The sequence below is a fragment of the Okeania hirsuta genome (assembly GCF_003838195.1).
In the GTDB taxonomy this organism is placed as follows: Bacteria; Cyanobacteriota; Cyanobacteriia; order Cyanobacteriales; family Microcoleaceae; genus Okeania; species Okeania hirsuta.
In genome coordinates, this window is record NZ_RCBY01000076.1 from 1 (window position 1) to 21,669 (window position 21,669).

At 34.6% G+C, this 21,669-nt stretch carries 18 protein-coding genes and 1 pseudogene; 10 read left to right on the forward strand and 9 right to left on the reverse strand.

The annotated features are described in order from the left end of the window. Nucleotides 1-94 precede the first annotated feature (94 nt). From D5R40_RS14540 to D5R40_RS14560, 5 genes are all read left to right on the forward strand, one after another. Entirely contained in the window at nt 95-766 is a 672-nt protein-coding gene (locus D5R40_RS14540; protein ID WP_124154809.1) for a tetratricopeptide repeat protein, read from the forward strand. Further along, entirely contained in the window at nt 766-963 is a 198-nt protein-coding gene (locus tag D5R40_RS14545; RefSeq protein ID WP_124154810.1) for a tetratricopeptide repeat protein, read from the forward strand. Before D5R40_RS14540 ends, D5R40_RS14545 begins: the two co-directional genes overlap by 1 nt. A 98-nt stretch (nt 964-1,061) precedes the next feature. Continuing rightward, entirely contained in the window at nt 1,062-6,854 is a 5,793-nt protein-coding gene (locus D5R40_RS14550; protein WP_124154811.1) for a tetratricopeptide repeat protein, read from the forward strand. 167 nt (nt 6,855-7,021) lie between these two features. Then, on the forward strand, nt 7,022-7,348 hold the full coding sequence (locus D5R40_RS14555) for a hypothetical protein (RefSeq protein ID WP_124154812.1): 327 nt from the start codon (nt 7,022-7,024) through the stop codon (nt 7,346-7,348). Between the two features lie 62 nt (nt 7,349-7,410). Then, nucleotides 7,411-8,880 (forward strand): heparinase II/III domain-containing protein, encoded by a 1,470-nt coding sequence (locus tag D5R40_RS14560; protein ID WP_124154813.1) that lies wholly within the window; start codon nt 7,411-7,413, stop codon nt 8,878-8,880. A gap of 306 nt (nt 8,881-9,186) precedes the next feature. Here the strand turns inward: D5R40_RS14560 and D5R40_RS14565 are convergent, their stop codons facing one another. The 3 genes from D5R40_RS14565 to D5R40_RS14575 form a co-directional block, all read right to left on the reverse strand. Further along, nucleotides 9,187-9,921 (reverse strand): RpnC/YadD family protein, encoded by a 735-nt coding sequence (locus D5R40_RS14565; RefSeq protein WP_240041596.1) that lies wholly within the window; start codon nt 9,919-9,921, stop codon nt 9,187-9,189. A gap of 193 nt (nt 9,922-10,114) precedes the next feature. Continuing rightward, nucleotides 10,115-10,426, reverse strand: a complete 312-nt coding sequence (locus D5R40_RS14570) for a hypothetical protein (RefSeq protein WP_124154814.1) — start codon at nt 10,424-10,426, stop codon at nt 10,115-10,117. A gap of 22 nt (nt 10,427-10,448) precedes the next feature. After that, nucleotides 10,449-10,634, reverse strand: a complete 186-nt coding sequence (locus tag D5R40_RS14575; RefSeq protein WP_124154815.1) for a hypothetical protein — start codon at nt 10,632-10,634, stop codon at nt 10,449-10,451. 155 nt (nt 10,635-10,789) lie between these two features. On the opposite strand from D5R40_RS14575, the gene D5R40_RS14580 reads away from it, so the two are divergent. Both D5R40_RS14580 and D5R40_RS14585 read left to right on the forward strand, forming a co-directional pair. Next, nucleotides 10,790-11,359 carry a Uma2 family endonuclease gene (locus tag D5R40_RS14580; protein WP_124143412.1) on the forward strand — a complete coding sequence of 190 codons (570 nt, stop codon included), beginning with the start codon at nt 10,790-10,792 and terminating at the stop codon, nt 11,357-11,359. A gap of 36 nt (nt 11,360-11,395) precedes the next feature. Next, on the forward strand, nt 11,396-12,070 hold the full coding sequence (locus D5R40_RS14585) for a class I SAM-dependent methyltransferase (RefSeq protein WP_124143411.1): 675 nt from the start codon (nt 11,396-11,398) through the stop codon (nt 12,068-12,070). A gap of 23 nt (nt 12,071-12,093) precedes the next feature. Here D5R40_RS14585 and D5R40_RS14590 read toward each other — a convergent pair whose 3' ends face one another. From D5R40_RS14590 to D5R40_RS14600, 3 genes are read right to left on the reverse strand one after another with little or no spacing between them, the layout of a single operon-like run. Then, nucleotides 12,094-13,023 carry a class I SAM-dependent methyltransferase gene (locus D5R40_RS14590; protein ID WP_124154816.1) on the reverse strand — a complete coding sequence of 310 codons (930 nt, stop codon included), beginning with the start codon at nt 13,021-13,023 and terminating at the stop codon, nt 12,094-12,096. A 52-nt stretch (nt 13,024-13,075) separates the two neighbouring features. Next, complete coding sequence (locus tag D5R40_RS14595) at nt 13,076-15,892, reverse strand: sulfotransferase family 2 domain-containing protein (protein WP_124154817.1); 2,817 nt, start codon at nt 15,890-15,892, stop codon at nt 13,076-13,078. Nucleotides 15,893-15,914: 22 nt separating this feature from the next. Next, nucleotides 15,915-16,568: a sulfotransferase domain-containing protein gene (locus tag D5R40_RS14600; protein WP_161564994.1), complete on the reverse strand. Its 654-nt coding sequence runs from the start codon at nt 16,566-16,568 to the stop codon at nt 15,915-15,917. Nucleotides 16,569-17,896: 1,328 nt separating this feature from the next. Between D5R40_RS14600 and D5R40_RS43510 the strand changes: the two genes are divergently transcribed. The 3 genes from D5R40_RS43510 to D5R40_RS14615 all read left to right on the forward strand — a co-directional run bounded on the left by D5R40_RS43510 (nt 17,897) and on the right by D5R40_RS14615 (nt 19,908). Next, the gene (locus D5R40_RS43510) at nt 17,897-18,127 is read left to right on the forward strand and encodes a hypothetical protein (protein WP_124154819.1); all 231 of its coding nucleotides are present in this window, start codon (nt 17,897-17,899) and stop codon (nt 18,125-18,127) included. A gap of 751 nt (nt 18,128-18,878) precedes the next feature. Then, nucleotides 18,879-19,706 (forward strand): spondin domain-containing protein, encoded by an 828-nt coding sequence (locus D5R40_RS14610; protein ID WP_124143407.1) that lies wholly within the window; start codon nt 18,879-18,881, stop codon nt 19,704-19,706. Nucleotides 19,707-19,728: 22 nt separating this feature from the next. Next, nucleotides 19,729-19,908, forward strand: coding sequence for a hypothetical protein (locus tag D5R40_RS14615; RefSeq protein ID WP_124143406.1), 180 nt, complete (start codon nt 19,729-19,731; stop codon nt 19,906-19,908). 284 nt (nt 19,909-20,192) lie between these two features. On the opposite strand, the gene D5R40_RS14620 is transcribed toward D5R40_RS14615, so the two are convergent. The 3 genes and pseudogenes from D5R40_RS14620 to D5R40_RS43665 all read right to left on the reverse strand — a co-directional run. Next, nucleotides 20,193-20,615, reverse strand: coding sequence for a DUF488 domain-containing protein (locus D5R40_RS14620; RefSeq protein WP_124154820.1), 423 nt, complete (start codon nt 20,613-20,615; stop codon nt 20,193-20,195). Between the two features lie 14 nt (nt 20,616-20,629). Further along, the gene (locus D5R40_RS14625; protein WP_511035264.1) at nt 20,630-21,106 is read right to left on the reverse strand and encodes a DUF8757 domain-containing protein; all 477 of its coding nucleotides are present in this window, start codon (nt 21,104-21,106) and stop codon (nt 20,630-20,632) included. 9 nt (nt 21,107-21,115) lie between these two features. Beyond that, a pseudogene (locus tag D5R40_RS43665) lies at nt 21,116-21,343 on the reverse strand (DUF8758 domain-containing protein); the annotation flags it as partial. Nucleotides 21,344-21,669: the final 326 nt, after the last annotated feature.

Here is a 21,669-nt window from a genome sequence, read left to right on the forward strand (position 1 = left end):
ACTTTGTTGACGGGGACTTAGAAACCCCGTCCGTCTACACGGCGGGGTAGTTCATGGAAACATTAGTCTGGCTATGGGCCAAGTATAAGAAGCTATGGGTTGGTACAAAAAAACCCTTGCTGCTCAACCTGATTGGGCAGAAGTCCATGCTAATATGAGTAGTCTATATGGTATGCAAAAGCAGTGGCAGCTAGCTATAGCCTCTTATCAAAAAGCTATCACCCTCAAACCAAATATTGCTGGATTTTACCGAAACTTAGCAAAAATTTGGGAGTTGCTAGGTAAGCCAGAGTTAGCAGCACAATGTTCTTATCAAGTATTAATTATAGAGCCACAGTCCGCAACAGCATCAGAATGTTTAAGTCTGGGTAAGAGTCTTTTTCAGCATCAGAAGTTGACTGAAGCGATCGCTTGTTATAGGCGAGCAATTGAGTTAAATCCTAATTTATTTAAAGCTTATCATTTATTAGGAGATGCTTTGATAATTCAGGGTAATTTGGATGAAGCAATAAGCTATTATCAAAAAGCTGTAAAACTCCAACCAAATAAATGGAGAGGTTACCAAAAACTAGGGAAAGCTTTAATAGAAAAAGGTGAATTTACTGAAGTATTCAAGGCTTTTCAACAAGCTATAGAAATCAACCATAATTCTATTTGGTCTTACCCAAAATTAGGTCTGAGTTTGATGAAATTAAAACATTGGGATGCAGCGATTAATGCTTACCGTAAGGCTATAGAATTAAATCCCAATCATCCTAATGTTTGATGAAATTAAAACATTGGGATGCAGCGATTAATGCTTACCGTAAGGCTATAGAATTAAATCCCAATCATCCTAATAATTACTATGTATTGGGGAAAATTTTAGAAGACAAAAATCAACAGAATGAAGCTATAGTTATTTATCTTCTGTATGTTAGGTGGGTGACAGCGGACTTTCAAGAGTTTGGTTTCTCGCCATAAATATTGTAGCCTTTTCATGTTGCGTGATTCTTAACCCACCCTAAACACTTAATTTAATATTCCTTGAACAAACACTCTTTAAAAATAACTAATAACTGATGAAGGAAAAAACTCCAACTCAATATTTCCAACAAGGCCAACAAGCTTTTGCCGCAGGCCAACTAGAAAAAGCTGTTACTCTCTATCAAAAAGCCATCGAACTTAACCCCAACTTGGCCTTGTATTACCAAAGTCTAGGGGATGTTCTAGTTCAAATAGGTAAATGGGGAGAAGCAGCTACAGTCTATCAAAAAGCGATAGAACTAAAGCCTACTTCTGCATTGTCTCATCATAATTTGGGAAAAGTCCTAGTTAATCAAGGTAATCTGGAACAAGCCATCGCTTCTTATTCCCAAGCCATTAAGATTAATCCTAATTTCTCAGAATTCTACATTAGTTTAGGAGCAGCTTTAGTCCAAAAAGGGTTACTTTATGAAGCGATCGCTCATTTCCAAAAAGCTATTTCTCTAGAACCTGACTCTAGCATTGCTCATCAAAATTTAGGAGTAGCTTTAGAAAAACAAGGTCAGATTGAGGAAGGGATAATCTGTTATCGAAAAGCAATTGAAATTGACCCTGGTTTCTGGGAAGGATACCAAAAATTAGGAACGGCTTTGACAAAATTGGGAGACTTCCATCAAGCTGCCAAAATTTACTTAAAGGCTTGCCAAATAATTCCTAATTTTGCTACAGTTTATCATTATTGTGGGGAAGCCTTGGCAAAATTGCATCGGTGGGATGAAGCTATTGCTGCATATCAGAAAGCAATTGATTTGTTGGGCGGGCAGAAAAACACTACCCCTACAGCAGTAGTCTATCACCAGTTTGGATATCTTCTAACCCAGCAAAAAAAATGGGATGAAGCTATCTCAGCTTATAGAAAAGCAATCGAACTTCAGCCTAACTCCCCAGATGTTTATCACCATTTAGGATATGCTCTGGCTCAACAGCAAAAGTGGGAAGAAGCAGTTACAGCTTACCGCAAAGTTACAGAACTTCAGCCCAATTCGCCAGATGTTTATCATTATTTAGGATACGCTCTCTCTCAACTCCAACAATGGGAAGAAGCAGTTGTAGCTTACCGCAAAGCTTCTGAACTTCAGCCCAACTCCCCAGATGTTTATCATCACTTAGGTCATGCGTTGATTCAGTTAAAGCAGAATGACTGGGCAGTAGCAGTTTTGCGCCAAGCAATAGAACTTAATCCTAACTTAGCTGAAGCTTATGGAGACTTGGGCAAAGCTTTGAGTAATATTAAACAGTGGGATGAGGCGATCGCTTCTTTGGAACGTGCCATTAAACTTAATCCCAATTTAGCTGAGGTTTATAGTTATTTAGGGGAAGCTTATGCCACACCAAAACAGTGGGATAAGGCTATTGTAAATTATCGTCGCGCTCTGGAGCTTAACCCCAAGTTACCAAAAGTTTACCATAGTTTGGCTTTAGCTTTGGTGCAGCAACAAAAATTTGATGATGCTATTGTCAGTTATCGGCAAGCTATTGAACTAGGTATTAATACAGCAGAAATTCACCATAAGTTAGGTCATACTCTCAGTAAACTAAAACGGTGGGAAGAAGCAGTAGTTAGTTATGGTAGGGCAGTAGAAATTAATCCTAATTCGGCAGCAGTTTATCATGTCCTGGGAGAAAGTCTTGTCCAACTAGAAAGGTGGGATGAGGCGGTGGTAGCTTATACGAAAGCTAGGCAACTTAATCCTAAATCTGCCGATGTTGCATACCATATTGGGGAACTAATGTCAAAGTTAGGTCGATGGGATGAGGCAGTGACTGCTTATGCTAAAGCTGTGGAGTTAAGACCATTATCGGCAAAGTTTCATTTTCAGTTAGGGGAAGCTAAGACTAAAAAAAATCCATTAAGTGAAGCAATAAGTTGTTATCGTCGTGCTTTGGAAATAGATCCTCATTTTTCTAAGGCTAAGAAAAAATTAGAAGAAGTTTTGTCATTTCAAAATGTTTTGAGAACAGGGGAACTTGGCAGTCTTAGTTTGTTAGGAGAAACAGAATTTGAAGGTTGTCTTGATTATGCAACTATCGACTATGTTTCTGGTTGGGCAAGAAATAAAAAAGACCCTGACAAAGTTGTATTTCTGGATATTTTTGTTGGCAATAATTTAGTCGGAACCTTAGTCGCGAATAAATACCGTCAAGATTTAGCTGAAGCTTTTGGTACTCACGGATGTCATGCTTTTGCTCAAAAAATTCCTCCTTCTTTACATAGTAATGGGTTAGTTGAAGTTAGTGTCAAGATTACAGAAACAGGTCAACAACTGAAAAATTCTCCTCAACCATTAGTAGTCGGACCGAAAGGTAAAAAACATGAAGTTAATCTCAGTTTCGAGCAGGGAGAAATTAATAAACTTATTTATCGTGTTCAAGGAGTCAGGAGTCAGGAGTCAGGAGTCAGGAGTAAAGAATTTAAAAGTCAAAATTTAAAATTCCAAAGTGAAGCAGGAGTCAATTCTCAATTCAAAAGTCAAAATTCAAAATTCAAAAGTGCGGAAAAACCAAAAGTAGCAGTAATTATTTTGAGTTTGAATGGAGCGAAACTCTTAAGTGAATTATTTGCCTCCTTTGAGCTTTATAACAGCTATGAAAAATTAGAATTAATAGTAGTTGACCACGGTTCAACAGATAATACTATAGATGTCTGTACCCAATGGTCAGAAAAATTACCAATTAAAATTATTGCCAGAGGAGAAAATTATTCTTTTTCCAACTCCAACAATGTAGGAGTAGATGAAACAAAAGCTCCTTTACTGTTATTTATGAATAATGATATTACCCTCTGCCAAGATATAATTCCTCAGATGGTAGAGCTAATTCAACAAGATGAAAATCTAGGAATGGTAGGAGTCAAATTATTAGATATAGTTAGCGATCGCTCTTTAGCTTTTCCTCCTACTCAACATTTAGGAGTGCAGTTATATTTCCACAGTCAAAATGAACCTTTTTATCCTTTTGAAATTCGATATGCTCCGCAATTATTAAAAATACAATCTGCTCCTTGGAAAGTACCTGTTGTTACGGGAGCATTAATGATGTGTCGGCGGGAAGATTTTCAGAAAGTGGGAGGTTTTAACGAAGACTACTTTTATGGTTATGAGGACGTAGACTTATGTTTGACTATCCGACAAAAATTAGGCAAAGAAATTATCAGTGCTAATCATTTAACAGCTTTTCATAATCGTGGTTTTTCTCGATTTAATAAAGGGAAAGAATTTACCCAGAAAATATTGAAAAATCGCCCAATAATAGAAAAAAGATACGCCTATTATTTACGCAGGAAACATCTACAAGATTATTTTGACAAAGGAATTTATTGGACTGGTCATCCTTTAACTATTGGGTTTGCTGTAACAGAAGCAGATATGGCAGCTTCCGCAGGAGATTATTTTACAGCGGTGGAATTAGGAGAACAATTAGTTAAAGAATTTGGATGGGATATTTATTATATTTCTGAAGGAGAAGATTGGTATGATATGACGCGATTAGATGTAATTGTTGTTATGCGCCATGATTATGATTTAGAAAGAATAGAAAATGCTAAACCAAGTTTAGTAAAAGTTGCTTGGGCAAGAAATTGGTTTGAGATTTGGGCGTCTCAAAAATCAGCAGGAGATTATGATTGTTTCTGGTGTTCTTCTCAAAAATCAGCAGATTATATTCAGCAGAAATTATTTAAACCTGCAACGGTAGTTAGAATAGCAACTAATGAGGAAAGGTTTAAAGAATTTAGAAGTGAGGAAGAAGGAGTCAGGAGTCAGGAGTCAGGAGTCAGGAGTGAAGAAGAATTCAGAATTCAGAATTCAGAATTCAGAAGTGAGGAAGAAGGAGTCAGGAGTCAGGAGTCAGGAGTCAGGAGTGAAGAAAAAGTTAGAACTGAACTAAGTAATAAAGTTTCAGAAACAGGCAAAAGTAAAGTAGGGAAAAATTCAGAAGTAGAAATTTTCAATCAGTCAGAAAAATCCTTTTCTGAACTAGGTAATAAAATTCCCGAAGTCGGGAAAAATTCGGAAGTAGCAATTTTCAATCAGTCAGAAAAAATAAATTCTGAACCAGAGAAAAATTCTGAATTAGGAATTTCAGAAGAGTCAGAAAAAATCTCATCTGAAGTAGGTAATAAATTTCCACAAGTAGGTGAAAGTCAAGTCGAGAAAATTTCGGAACTAGCAATTTCAGAAGAGTCAGAAAAAATCTCATCTGAAGTAGGTAATAAATTTCCACAAGTAGGTGAAAGTCAAGTCGAGAAAATTTCGGAACTAGCAATTTCAGAAGAGTCAGAAAAAATCTCATCTGAAGTAGAGAAAAATTCAGAAGCAGCAAATTTCAACCAATCAGAAAAAGTCAATTCCAAACTAGACAATAAATATAAATCTGACTATTGCTTCACAGGAAGTTTCTGGAAATATCCACGAGATATTATGAATTTGTTGGAACCGGATAATTTACCCTTTGAATTTGCTTTGTATGGCTATAACTGGGAAAAATTTGAGAAGTTTAAAAAGTACAATCGCGGACCTCTCCCTTATACAGATATGCCCAAAGTCTATGCTTCCACAAAAATAGTAATTGATGATGCAAATTCCGTCACAAAACAATGGGGTTCCACAAATTCGCGGGTGTTTGATGCCATTATGTCAGGTGCTTTAGTTGTCACAAATGGAGAATTAGGAAATCAAGAATCTTTCGACGGACTATTGCCTACTTATAATTCTCGCGAATCTCTCGAAAATTTATTACGAGAGTACTTCACAAATGAGGAATTAAGATTAGCCAAAGTTGCAGAATTACAGAAAATAGTCACAGAAAAACACACTTATAAACATCGTGCCCATACAATATTTTCTGCTTTGCGCGAAAAAATGAGTAATAGTTTCCGCATTGGCATAAAAATCGGAGTTCCTGACTGGAAACAAGCGCAAGAATGGGGAGACTATCATTTTGCCTTAGCCATTAAACGGCAATTTGAAATATTAGGTCATTCCGTCAGAATTGATATTTTGCCAGATTGGGAAACACCGAAAAGTTTTGGAGATGATGTGGCAATTACGATTCGAGGTTTGAGTCGTTATCAACCTAAGTCTTATCATATTAATTTGATGTGGAATATTAGTCATCCAGATAAAGTTTCCCTACAAGAATATGAACAATATGACCGAGTATTTGTGGCATCCCATTCCTATGCTGAGGAGTTACAGAAAAAGGTAAAAGTTCCAGTACAAACTTTACTCCAATGTACAGATCCAAATTTGTTTTATCCTGACAAAGAAGGTTATGAAGAAATAGGAGAAATTTTGTTTGTGGGAAATTCTCGGAAAGTTTATCGCCAGATAGTAAAAGATGCGGTGAAAAGTGGTTTAAAGGTAGATGTTTATGGTACAAACTGGGGTAATTTGTTGCCCGATGGTTATTTAAAAGGAGAATATATTCCCAATGAAATTTTACGACGTTATTACAGTAAGTGTGGCGTATTATTAAATGACCATTGGGATACTATGTTAGAAAAAGGATTTATTTCCAATCGTTTATTTGATGCTGCTGCTTGTGGAGCAACGATTATTTCTGACAAAATAGCAGGTTTAGAAAAAGTATTTGGAGATAAAATTTATACTTATAATTCTCAGGAATATTTGTCAAAAGTAATAGAAAATTGTTTGCAGCAAAAAAGTCAAAATGGAGGAGGAAAATTAGAGTTAGCAAAATATATTCGAGAGAATCATAGTTTTGAGAAAAGAGTAGGAGAAATGTTAGGAACTATTGAAACGTTAAATGAGGAAAAAATGTTGGGGAAGTTCATAAAAGCAGAAACAGAAACCGAGAATTTCTGCTGATTAGTGAAACAGAAATAACAGCATTAAAAAAACTAACTCATGTCTATCCATACAAAAATATTCTTGCTCAAATAAATGCTAACTGTAATTATGCCAAAAAATTAGGTTCCGAAGCTATTCTACAAACAGATGAATCTGCCAGCTTATTTGTTATTTATAATGTTTTGATGGAATTATGTTTAGCTTATAAATTGGCAGAGGATAAAGAAGCTGGTAAATTAGCCAAAAATATAGTCAACAAAATTAGCCAAAATTATCCTAGATATCCTAACTTGTTTAGTGAAGAAATTCATAGAGCATTTGTGCTAACTGGAATTATCTTATTTAGAGATATAGCTCCCGAATTATTTACCGTAGAAGAACATCTTTTGCTAGTAGAATTTATAGAGAAAAAACCAGGGAAACTTGGCAAGAATCTCACAGTAAACTTTGGGGAAGAAAAGACAAAGAACTTAATAGTTGGAATCATCAAATTATCGCTTTTTCCAGTTTAGCAATCGCTGCTATTAGTCTGGGTAATTATCTACCCAAAGCAAAAAAATGGCTAAATGTAGCAATGAGTCGCGTGGAAGACTTTTTTATTGATAGTATTACCGACCAAGGAATGACAAGAGAAGGTCTCTGGTATTGTGGATTTGTTTCTAAAATATTAGGGATTTTACTTCGTATTTGTCGCCGGAAAAATATTAAAGTTAATGGAGAATTTTTAGACGACAAATATAGTGAAAAATTAGACCGTTTAGTTGAATGGTATTTGTATGAATCATTCCCCCGTGGAAAATATCTAAATAACTGGAATGATTCATACTGGAATCCTCATAATGGTTTATGGGGATTCCAGTATGAATCATTCCCCCGTGGAAAATATCTAAATAACTGGAATGATTCATACTGGAATCCTCATAATGGTTTATGGGGATATTTAACCATAGTTGGTAATAGAAATCCTAGTCTCGTTACTTATATTTGGGAATTATTAATAGGTAGCAAAGGATTAAAAACTTATGGCAGAGACCCTAGTTTAAACTTCTCTTCCCTATTTGATGCCTACTTATTTTTACCTCCACCACCAGTAGGAGAATTTAAACTAGAAAAAACTAACTTATCAATACGTCGTTTTTGCTCCGATATTGGTTATTTAAACGTTAGAAATTATTGGTCATCTGAAGCAACAATAGTTAGTTTCAATTGTGGTAAATATATTGAGGGTATTCACGACCAGTCAGATCACAATTCTTTTGCATTAATATTTGCAGGTCAACCTCTAGTTATTGACTCTGGTGCTGCTAATAATACTGATGAAAATTCTCCATCATCTTCCCTAGGTCATAACTTAGTTTTAATTGATGGTAAAGGTCAAAGATTTTCAGGAAGGAGGAATGGTGTATCAGGAAAAATAATAGAATATGATTATTCTGAAGTGTTTGATTACATTATCGGAGATGCAACTGAATCATATAATTTACAGAATTATAATCCTGTTAATTTTGCCATTAGACATTTATGTTTTGTGAGAAAACCTTTTCCTTATGTAGTGACATTTGATGATATTGAGGCATCTTCTTTTTCAGATGGAAAATATCATCTATATGAGTATTTGCTGCATATTCCCAAAAACTTTAGTGTAGAAAAAATTAATAGCAATAAGTTTAGACTAAAGTCGGTAGAATCAGCAAATAATTGCTCATTTATTTTGCAATTTTTCAACCAAGAAAAACTAGAACTTAAAATCGAACAATTTCAATCAAAACATAATCATAGTTTTGCCAATCATAATTTATTGCGATTTAGCACCAAAGCCATAAATCCTCATTTTTTAGCTATGTTTATCTCTGAAAAAAATTTAGAAAATCTTTTTATTAAAAGTAATAAAGATGTTGATAATAGGAAAATTGTACTGGATATTTTATCGCCAGAATGGTCAGATAATCTAGAATTAAAATTTTATAGAGGAAAGAGGGGAAGTTTAAAAGATAAATTGTTTAAATTTCAACGAAATGAAATGATTCGTGAAAAAAAACTGTAAGGATTTGGTCTCCAAACTCTATTTTTGCTTTAGTTAATAGTTTTCTCCTCCCTACAACCTTTAAGAATAGAAATAAAAAGAAATAGAGAAGAAACAAAACTCAAATTTTATAATTCCTGTTTATTCTAACTACTTCCTATTCCCTATTTACAGAACTTTTGAGTATGGTGCGGTACAGTTTTTGCGGTTCAAGCATCCTGCTTGTTACAGTTACAAAAATTACTAATAGACAAATAAGTGAAGTAGAAAAGAAACAAAATTAAAATTTATAATTCCTGTTTCTCCTAACTATTCCCTATTCCCTATTTAAGAATATGACTGATAAATTTGCCGTAATTGCTCAATAGTTTCCACAGTTTTGAGAGAGGAAAGAATAGTTTCTAAAACCTGAATATTTTCCAGAGTATTAATCTCGGAAAATATCTCTTTTCCTGATTCGCCAAACTTCAATTCTAATCCTGTTTCTATTCCAGAAAGTATTCCTCTTTGTTCACCAATTTGAATTCCTTCTTGTTTACCAATTTGAATTCCCTCTTGTAATATTTGTTGATACCAAGGAGATTGTTGTAAAACTGCCATATCCCACCTCATTATTTGTTGTATTATTTCAGTCTTTAATACAAATGTAGCAAAAAATCCTAGTAAATTTTCTAATTCTGAAAGTTCTTCATCCTCCCGTAAAAGTTGCAACGCTTTTCTCACAGTTGCTTCTTCTCCTCCATTTTTCAGAATAGAAACAAAAGGAAGTAAAGAGGGAAGAGGTTGTTGAAAAACTGCTTCTGCTTCTACTTCCCACAAGTTAATAACTCGATAATCTTGGCAAGCTCTCAGATTCAAAAATTCTGATTCGTAACAATTAACTATTTCTGTGGTTTCGCTTGGTTGGAGGATATTTATTAATACAGGATAAACAGGTTTTTGATACTTTTCTTCTGCTAATCCAGCATAAGCACGCATTCGACGTGGCATTTTTTTATCATACCTTAATTGCATTTCATTGAGAACTAGAAATTCTCCATGTTCTCGACTAGAAACACTCACCAAAACATCCCCTTCTCGACTTAACCATTGGAAGTCTGAAGAAACAATTTATTTGATAGTAACATTGGTAATTCCACTCACCCATTCTACCCAACGACTGGGGTTAATTCCAATGATACGTTTACTGCTAATATCTACTTTTTTGGTCATAGAATAAAGTCTAGTAATTTTTGAATAAAAGATGGATTAGGGATTAGGGATTAGGGGGAAATAATTGATGAAGAAAATTTTTAACCTTCTTCCTTACTGATAACTGATAACTGATAACTGATAACTGAAATGAAACCCAATCCCCATCCCGGCCATGATGAGTAAAACAATTTTCAGATTCTGATTTGTAATTTCGTGTTCTATCCCCTATCTTAGGAATAGTAGGTTTTTCTTGGTAAGTCCAATTTTCCCAAAGAATGTTGGTCAAACTTTCCCTTGGCATCAGCATCCGCTCTTCCCAACCATAATCATTTCTATTTTCCGTTTTGTATACAATCCAGGTTTCAGTTGTCATATCTCGAATCCTCAAATGATGTTTATTCTCCCTCAAAAACGGAATCGACTTTCAGGATTTCTTGTTCTTTATTACATCTAATATCCTTCAACTTCCATCCATATTTCTGTTCCATTTTTTCACATTCTTCTGGGGTGGTAGCAGAATGAAGATTTTCAGGATTTTTGTCATTATTAGAGATTAACAGTACAATACCTATAATTATCATTTTCTTTGTGGGTTTAATACCCCACCGTCTACACGGTGTTCAAAATTACTTGGGGTTAGAATCCCCATGTAATTTTCCTCCTGTCTCCTGTCTCCTGTCTCCTGTCTCCTTCTTCAATTAAAATTAAAACATACGATGAAATTAATGCCAAAACCATGACAGCTATAACCATCAATTTTAACAATATCCTCAAACTTAACGACGACCAATTCTATCAATTATGTCGAGATAATCCCGAAATTAAATTTGAACGTAACATCAGAGGAGAAATAACAATTATGCCACCCACAGGAGGAGAAACAGGAGAATATAATGCCTCTCTTATTGCTGATTTTGTAATATGGAACCGTCAAACAAAACTAGGAAAAGTATTCGACTCTTCTACCTGTTTCAAACTTCCTAATAATGCCAATCGTTCTCCCGATGTATCCTGGATTAAATTAGAAAGATGGAATCAATTAACTCCCGAACAAAGAGAAAAATTTCCTCCTATAGCCCCAGATTTTGTATTAGAATTAATGTCACCATCTGATAGTTTAAAGGAGACTAGAAATAAAATGCTAGAGTATATGGAAGGGGGAGTAAAATTAGGTTGGTTAATTGATAAGAAGAATTGTCTTGTGGAGATTTATCGCCAAGGAAAAGAATTAGAAATATTAGACTCTCCCCCAAGTTTGTCAGGGGAAGATGTATTACCTAGTTTTCTTTTAGATATAGAGTTATAATTATCAGCTTTTCCAATATATATCAAGAAAAAATTTATGAATATATCAACCAAAAATCATACCTCTCGTAATAGCCCAAATCATCCCAATGGCATTAAAAAAGTTCAAGTGGGTTGTGGACCCCATAATATCATGGCTGATTGGTGGAATGTGGATATTCGCCCCTTTCCTGGTATTGACCAAGTGATGGATGTGACTAAACCTTGGCCTTTTAATAGCTTGGAATATGTCTACGGGGAACATTTTCTTGAACATCTAAGTCTCGAAGGAGCGATCGCTTTCCTAAATAACGTTTGGAAAAGTCTTAAACCTGGTGGAATAATTCGACTTTCTACTCCTTCTCTAGAGTGGGTACTTTCTACTCATTTTAATTTGTCAGAAACTAATCCACAAAAACGGATTGATTCTACATTTTCTATGAATCGTGCTTTTCATGGATGGGGTCATCAGTTTCTTTATTCCCAAGATTTTTTACAATCTTTACTTGATAATTTAGGATGGCAAAAAGTCGTATTTTGTGAATATGGTAAAAGTGAACATTCAACTTTGAAAGGTATCGAACGTCATGGAAATTATCGAGTTGATAATGGGTATCCTAACGTTTGGATTGTGGAAGGTACGCGGGGAGAAGATCGTTCAGAGTCTAGTGTTTTGTCTTATCAAAAATTACTCGATAAGTCTTATGTGAGTTATGTTAGGTCTGGTCATTAAGTTAATTTAAATTAGAGATTTTTCTATTTAATAGCAATTGCAGTTGCATAATGAGTTTCACCTAATTCCGAACACAAATCATCTATAAGCATTAAAAAGTCTAACAGATGTTTATCTTTTGATTCATCAAAATTATGGAGAATATCAGACAATGCTAGATGGTAAACTACCCCACCAGTGAAGGTGATTTCAGCTTGGGGAAAATATTTTTTTATAGAGTCAATAATTCTTTCCGAGTCTGCTGCTTCTGAAGGGTCAATTTGAATCATACGTTCCACACTATTTCGGGTCAGAGTTTTTGGCAGTAACTGACTAGGGTTTTTGGGATTAGCTAAATATTTTTCTGGTAGAATACTTCTGACTTTAGAAGCAACTTCTAACATTTTATCTGACCACTGCATCCTGTTTGGACCTACATAATCATCCATATAAAATATTCCCCCTTTTTGGAGAACTTCATAACTCCATTTAATCGCTGCTTCTACATCTAACATATGGTGGAGAGAATTATTCCAGTGAACAAAATCAAAACAGTCTTTTTCTCTAATAATTTCTAAAGCATCACCTTCAATAAAAGTTACTTTATTTTCCACACCAAACCTAGTTGCTAATCTCCTTCCTTGCTCAATTCTAACTTTAGAAACCTCGTAAAGTTGAAATGAAGAAACCAAACCTTGACTAACTAAAGTAATTTCTTTTTGTCCGTTGCCACATCCTACAGATATACCACGAGAAAAAGGATAGCGATCGCCTGCAATTTCTTTAGCTTTCTGGGTAATACCTTGAGAAAACCCATCCAGTGGGAGACCTGTAATTTTTTTGTTTATGTGTTTAATTATATTTGGACTTTGCCACCATCTTAAACGTAAATTTTGGGCTTGCTGACTTTTTTTTGTCACGTCAGACCAATGAGATGCTACTTTTTTTTGTTGTTCATTCTTGCTGTTTTCCATCCTTGGTTTTATCCTTTTGATCTTAAATTCAGGTTTGAGATTTTTTCAATTTTTATGATTGAGCAAAGTTATGCCTAATTATTTCAAAGATATTCTCGTATGCTTCTCTTTTAAACAAACTTCCCTGCAATTCTACAAAATCAGAATACTCTAGCCGACTAATAGTTTCCAAAGAATTCCATTTAGGCTCAAAATCTACCCTCCATTTGTTCCATACTACTGTTTGACCATGATGTGGAAAAGTAGCAAAACTGTATTGCGGAAAAAAATCATGGATGGCAGCAACAACCTTAAACACATCACCCATCCAACTGTTATTTTTCTCTCCAGAAATTTTCTGGAGCTGTCGGCAGCGCTGTAGGGATGATTGTGCTTGAGCATAACTTCCAGGACAAGTATCATCAATTAACCAGATCGTCTTAGTATGGGCACAAGAAAGGGATGCACAAAAGTCCCGAAAAGTTTGTTCAAAGGTATGAAGACCGTCTAAGTAAATTAAATCGAATCGCTCAAAACTTTTGGCATGATTTCTGAAAAATTCATCGCTAGTAACTTCTAGAAAAGTTATATTCTCAGTAGCATACTCCTCTGTATTAAATCTAAACTTTGGATCTACAGCCACTTTGTGATCGACATCAATTGCATTAAAAGTACTACCTTTGGATACACCAATTTCCAAATATGTCGATGATTGATTGACTGTAGCAAGTTTATTAATACGACTGCTGCGACTGCTGAGGTCTAGCTTTTGAGGTGTTTTCATGGTGTTAAACTTTGAATAAGCCAAGTTTTCTTTGGATTGTTTTAATGATGCGTTACGCATTTTTAAATATTTGTCTATAATATTGAGACAGTGTAAGGTTTGTCCTTTTTCGAGTAAGTTATATCCTTGAATTATGTATGACATAATATCACTCTTTTCTCGATCCAAAAAATCATTTTCATCCCAGTTGTCGAGTAAAGCAAATTTACCATCTCTCAAAGATTCAATAATTTCGTATGGACGTTTGCTAATTGATATTCCTTTTCCTCCTTTTTCCATGTTATAAGACCCTAATTGTTCGCAATTTTCAACATTGCCTGCAACTATATACTTATTACACTTATTGTATATATGTGGATAGAAATGTTGATTATTACCTCTTCTAGGTATACAAGCAATGTCAGTATCTAAATAGTTAATTAATTCTAGGAGATATATAGCACTTCCTTCAGTAAATATAATTTTTTTGGTATTTACTAGATAAGAAAGTTGTTCAAGAAAATTATAATTTTCAGGTTTAAAAGATATATAACCCTCATCAACTAATAGACTTTCGAGATACTTTTCACCTGCAACCGATCCATTAAGTGGAATATGACTTCTACCTAGAAAAAGCTTTAGATCGGTTAAATTTTTTCTCAAATTATGTGTAAGATTCAAAATTCTTTCCTGTAGTCTCTCTAAATAGGGGCGATACCATTCCTTAATTCCTAGTAATAATTCACTACCTGCTTCTGGAATCACTAGATGTTCAAACATACCCCGATCGCTAACAAAAATACACTTAGCCCCTGGTATACCCATAACATCTAAAACTTGATCGAACCATTGAGGGGGGGTATATGTAGGGAGAGACACTCGTCGTGGTCTAGGGGATAACACAGCAAAAACTATCCCATCATAGGTACTAGAATTAAATGCCCACAAACGATGAATACTTTCAGTTAAAACGTGCCCAAAGTGTCCGTTAAAAAATCCTCCATAAATATATCTACCATGATAATATTTTGAATTATCAATTTGAGAATCATTGGTATTGGCACTTTGAAAGTTTTTATCTACGTACTTTGGTCTACCTCCACTATCACCACGCCGATGACGGAATACTCCGGGGATATTATTCGGAAAAATAGGCCCTCCGGCAAATTCAAACCGACCGCGAAAAATTTGGAATCTTTCAACAATAGCATTTTGTATTTGGAAAAGTCGAGAATCATTTTCTCCATCTATTTTGTTTTGATTATTTTTGGATACTTCTTGAATTTCTGGTTCTGAGACTTGACCGCTAGAGTCTTGAGTCTGAGATTCTTCTAATAGTACCATTGTCTGTTTTAGTCGAGAGTTTAGAGTTTCGAGTTTATGGCGGATTTTTGTTAGCTTATCAGAACAATTGTTGATATTTTTATCGTTCTTTTTTGGTGACTTTTTTTCTTTATTTATGCGTTCTTCTCTATTTTTTAATGCTGCTTGATAAAATTCAACATCATCACTATTAATTTCTTCTAATTTATGTATAAGTTTTGGCTCTGATAAAATGTTTTGTATTTTTTTTTCATAATTTGAATAAGTATTTTTATTAGTATACTCAATATCAAAATCACCCCATCCTAGTTGTTCTTTTAGTTCGTTCAAATCTTCTTTAAATAACTCTTGTATACCTACAAAATAAAAATCAGTAACTTCTCTTCTATTCAAAAATCTTGAGGTTATATTTTTAATATCTGGTAGCTGGGCGAATTCCAATAGGCTAATTTGATTTTCTACTAACAAACGCTGGGAAGTATTTTCAATTTTATTTAGTGGGTGATTTAGCCAAAAAAAGTAGTGAGAAATTAATCTATGAATCGGGTGTCTAATCCAGGCAATTTTTTTTGCTTCTGGGAAATATTTTTCATACTTATTTACACCAAAATGACCGTGAATTACTTTGATTTGACTTTTTCTAGCTTCCCACTGATTATTGAATCTTTTTCGGTGTGCTCCAGGATAGTCAACGATAACTGACTCAAAACCATAAACTTGTTCTAAGACTTTTTTAAAAGCTGTTCCTGCTGTTTTAGGCACATGGACTGAAATAATTTCTAATTGTGAACCTTCTGTATTCATACTCTATTTATTGCTTGATGATCTAGGAATTCTTCAGTTTGTTTCTAATGTTTTGAAACTGAGATTTGATTTGTTCCAGTCTCTTTCGTGTTGATTCTGTTTCCTTAAAAAAATTAGAATTAGTGGGTGTTAATGGCGATTCAGTTTTAATTTGAGGCTTGATAGTTTTTGGCAAAGGAGATGCTTTGTCTTTACCACTAAGATTATAACCAAATTCCTGTAAAGCTTCTTGGCAAACTTCAGTACAGAAAGTTTGTAGAGAAGAATCTAAGTCTTGTCGCCAACGCCCAATAGATTCTTGAGGGTTAGCAGAAGTACGATGTCTTTTTAACTGAGGTGTATCTTTAGAAGCTACTTCTAAAATTTTAGAAATAGTTGAACTGCTATTATCCAAATTCAAATACTCAAAGATAGAACTCAAAGTTTGTTCGGGAGTTAAAATTAAATCTTCGTAGCGTACTAAATGTGTTTGTTCTTTTCTTTCCCTCCATAATTGCAGCATATTTGCAGCAGTAGACTTAATTGTAGTTCGGATATATTCGCGATCGCTTTTAAAACGTTGACGGCCAAAATCAACATATCCTCTCTTGGTATTGAAAGCTGCCACCGAGCAGGCCATATCACGAAAGTCACGAACTAGAATAATTTCTCGTGCTTGAGGATAAAGTTCAAGCAATAGTGTTCTATTTAATTTTAGAAGAAACTTTTCTACAAAGTAAAAGTTAGAGCTATTATCCAAGAGTGGGGTCAATACTTTACCTTGCTGAATAGCTATATTTTCATAGAACCGATCTATATTTTGACGACAAAAATCAGCTAAATTTTCTATGTAATTAAGTCCTAGCCAAGAAGAATTTAAACAGCTACTAATATTGTAATTATGATAGGTGTTTGGCCCTGTCCGGTAAAACTCGTCATAGTTGAATCCTAATTTTTCTTGGTCAGGACTTACGCAAAGACACTATATATAGTGCATACCCTTAAAGGTTTATCTATATTGGCTATAGCTTGAAAAACAAAATATAAAAAAATTAAAAAATTGAACTTAAATTACTTTAGTTGTGATACTAGATTAGTATGAAACCAACTATTTGTCAACACTTTGAGAATAAACTTTAATTATATAAAATATTGTCAGTATTTAATAAGTAGTCACAAAAATTACACTCTCACAAACCTTGCTGACGATCTAGAAACAGTGAGCCACGATAGCGTAGCTTTGCGTCAGCAATCAAATTAATCGTTACTTAAAAAATATTGATTTAGCAGCAGAAAATTTGTGGCAAAATGTCAGGGAGAAAATTGTAACTTCTGAAGATGGTTATTTGCTGCATTAATGATACAGTTTTTAATAAAGAATACTCCCAAAAAATAGAACTTGTCCGAGGTCAGTATAACGGTAACGAACATAGGGTAGTCCGTGAAATAGGAATAGTTAACTGCTTATATTTTAATCCTCAAATAGAACGATTCTGGATTTCGCGATTATCGTATTTATGCTCCAGAGAGTGATGAAAAGAGTAAAATAGATTATCATTTTCTTTGTGGGTTTAATACCCCACCGTCAACGGGGGTGTTCACGCATTACTTGGGGGAGCGAATCCATAAGTAATTTTCCTCCTGTCTCCTGTCTCCTGTCTCCTGTCTCCTTCTTCAAGTATAATAAATGATAATTGATGTGGTAAAACAGAATAAAATACCAGTAAAAACAGTATTAATGGAGAGCTGGTATCCAACCAAAAGACTTATGGCTTTAATAGATAACTTAGGTTAAATTTACTATTTTCCATTGAAAAGTAATCCCGCGCGTAGACGATACTGGGGGTGTAAAAAAATATCAAAAACTAGAATAATTAACATGAAATGACGGGGAATTAGTATCAGGAAAAATTATTAAAATTAAAGGCTTTCCTAGAGATAAAAAAATCTAATTATTTTGGGTTACTGTTTCCGCCAACAGAACAGAATATATTGCTACTAACGACCTCACTCAGAAGAGTACAGATGACGTTGATTTTGAGATTCGCACCTAGATGGAAAATTGAGGAGTTTTACGCCAGAATTAAACAGCTAACAGGGCTGGAGTTTTGCCAATGTCGTCGAGGAAAAATTCAAAAAAATCATATTGCTTGTGCTATGTTGGTGTGGAATAATTGGAAAAAAATGGCAAATGTTATGGGAAAAACTATTGATCAACTAAAACATCAATTATTATCCAAATATAAGCGTATCTGAACTCAAATATCTTACAATTAAAATGATAGTTGTTTAAGTTGGTATGGATTGTTTAGAATGATCAAGGCTGGGTGATAGCTATAAATTTTCAAGCGTTAGCGGAGCTTTGCGTCAGCAATCGCCTAAATAGGAATCTGTATAATCGGTGGGCGGTTGGATTCTCCGAGCGAGTGAAATTAACTTTCAAACAATGGACAAAATATCAATAAGACCGCTCCTATCTGCTGCTATAAAAACACAAATACCAGCAATCCTTTATAGAATTTTTGTCAGCATTCAGCTATTAGCAGTCAGTTTTTTTTATTCAGAAAACAGTCTGATTTAAGCTGAAAATTATTTCTAATAAAAGATGATAATAAAAAGTACAGGACTTACACATTTTTATGGTAAAAAAACTATATATATAATGTTTCTCAAATTAGTGAGATACAGTTGTTTTTCTTTTTTTCTATCCCCTGTTTATCGAATTACTACTCCCTACTCCCTACTCCCTAAAACAAACGAATGCGCGTACCTCACCAATATGAGAATTGCTATACCATAGTGCTATAGTTTTAATTTACTATATGTAGTGGCTTTGCGTAAGTCCTGAAGAAATTAAGAAGGTTAGAGAATTAAGATAATTTTCAGCAAGAATATAATATAGACCGCAAGAATTAGCAAGACAAAAAAATATTTAGCTCTTATTATCTAATTTAAGCTCTCACCCTAAATTTAACGGAGAGATAAATAATTTGATTGGGAAAAAATAATGAATATAAATAGTAAGACTTGGCTGAATATTCGTGGAGCGATCGCTGCAGCAATAGCGGTAACTTCCACCTTTGCTATGACATCTACAGCAACAGCAGCAAGATTAAAAGTTACAGTAGAAAATGTTGCCCCCACTAATGGTTTCTTTTTCTCTCCATTATGGGTAGGTTTTCACGATGGCAACTTCGACATTTTTGAATTAGGCCAACCAGCACCCGCATATCTCGAAGCATTAGCAGAAGATGCTAATACAGGACTGATCAGCACTGCTTTTGCTAATAGTGGCGCAGGGGAGACTCAAGCTACAATATTAGGCCCAACAGGACCATTTCAGGTGCTTACTGCTGGCGATCGCGCTTCTATGACATTTACTCTAGATGGTAGTCTAGCTAGCAGTCGCTATTTCAGTTACGGAGCAATGGGTTTACCAAGTAACGATGCTTTTATTGCTAACGAAAACCCATTAGGGATAAGAATTTTTGATGAAGATGGCAAATTCTTGGGTGCTGATTTTATTGTTACTGGCGATCGAGTGTGGGATGCAGGTACAGAGGTCAATGACGAAATACCAGGCAATACTGCAGCTCTTGCTCAAGCGACTCCTAACACAGGTGTGGATGAAAATGGAGTTGTCACCTTTCACCCTGGTTTTCTCGAAGGTGGTAATATTTTAGCAGCAGCACCTAATGGTGATTTTACCGCTCCAGATTATCAGATCGCACGGATAACTATTGAATCAGTACCTGAACCTACAACTACTTTAGGATTATTTGCTTTTGGTGGATTTTTATTACTGGGAAATTTGTTCCATAAATCTTTTAAATAGTTGGCGTTGGTGAAGCGCGTGTATGATATTAATCTTAATTATTCAGGAGTCAACCCACCCCTCGCCCCTCCCCCTCCCAGGAGGGGAAGTCAGGAGACAGGAGTCAGGAGGGAAGAAAGAAGAAGAAAGAGCAGTAGAAGGAGAAAGTTTTTTGGTCACGGAGCAGGGAACGGAGTTCTATCGCGCTCTGCTCCTGAGATGATATCATACCTCAAATCACCAACGCCAATAAGTAATATCATATCCGTTTAATTGGACATCTCCAGAACAGATGGAACAGGGAACAGGGAACAGGGAACAGGGAACAGGGAACCCACCCCTCGCCCCTCCCCCTCCCAGGAGGGGAGTAATTGATAATTTATAGATAAAAATTGATTTTATTTTTGTTTTTTGGAGATGTCTATTAGTGACCAAAAAATTTCCTCTTCTTCCCTTCTAACTCCTCTATTATTTCAACTATTAAACCGGACATGATATAACATCTAATTATTTCAAATGCTTTACTTGAGCTGAAATTAATTTATTCAAACAATTCGCAACTTCAACTCGATGACATCTAGCTGGATCTAGTTCAGCACATAGTAAGAAAATATTTCCTTGAGTAACAATTTCTGCAATTTCAGACAAATCTGCATCTACTTTTTCAGGGGTAGGTGAAACCCAGTTTGCTTTACCTGATGTATTTCCTAAAGAAACTTTGGATATATATTGAATATTTTTGGAGTGGCAAAGATTTTCTATTTTGTCTCCATACCACTTGCGACTCCAAGCACGAGGACTTTTCCTCACATCAATCACACACTTAACATCAAAATTTTGTAGGTATTCTAAAAATTCACTGTAATCTTTACGATTTCCATAGCCAAATGTCAGTATATATTTATTTGAAAATTTCTCTGAAATATTCATTGTTTTTTCTCTATTTAGAACAAGCTTAATTGAGTAATCATAGGAGGATAAACTACGCCTATAATCATAAAATAATTTTTGTAGTTTTTTAAATTACCTACTATAAAGTATAGGTCTTTCTTGTTCATAAATTCAACCTCTAGCTTTTGTCTTACTTTTTCTACAGCTTCTTTTTCCTTTCCTATTTGAGTCGAACTCAAAGATTTATCTCGACATTTTCGATAAAGCTCTTGAATTTCCCAGTCACTAATACTATAGCGATGTTTATCTCCATCTTCATCAATAAACTCATATCCAAACTTATAAGGTATTTTCTCCAGTTCTACTGTTGGTTCAAACAAATCTAACTGATCTAATACAGCTTGCTGTTTTGGTTTCCAATTACGTTCAGTTTCCTGACAAAAATATTTTTTAATAATTTTTTGCTTGATTATTCCTAATGATTTATCTTGATTTTTTATTTCTTTAATTGACTTAAATTGTAGTGGCAGTAAAAGTTTTTTTCGTTCCTCCCAATTATTACTTGTTTTAATTTTTCTCAAAACCTCTATAGAAGAATCATTTATACGAAAACTTTCTGGCGTATAATCTCGATCATTTTTTTCAATTAAAGCCATAATAATAGACCATCTAGGATAGCGCTTATCAAAATCCAATTGTCGAAAGCGAATAGGATAAATTCTAATCCACTCAAGAGGCTGTTCATCTTCACTCAGCAATATTCCTGCTGTACAGACAGTTTATTGATATTTTTTACTAATTGAAGGGTATGTTTTAGTAGCAATTAGTATTTTTTTAATTCCATATTATACAATCTTAATTTATTACCGAATAATTAAAGTTGAAACCCTCTGCTTTAAAAAAGAAATAAAGAAAAAAAATCCTATTTACTAATCAGATCAAATCTGCTGAATTCGATATAAAAAAATGTTTGATCTTCAGCTATTAGCAAATCTTTCTAAATTCTCCTTCCTCCTGTACGTTTGATCCTGTAAAATCTTACTTTTGTGAGGGCGAATGCCATTCGCCCCTACGACTTCCGTGAAACGGTATA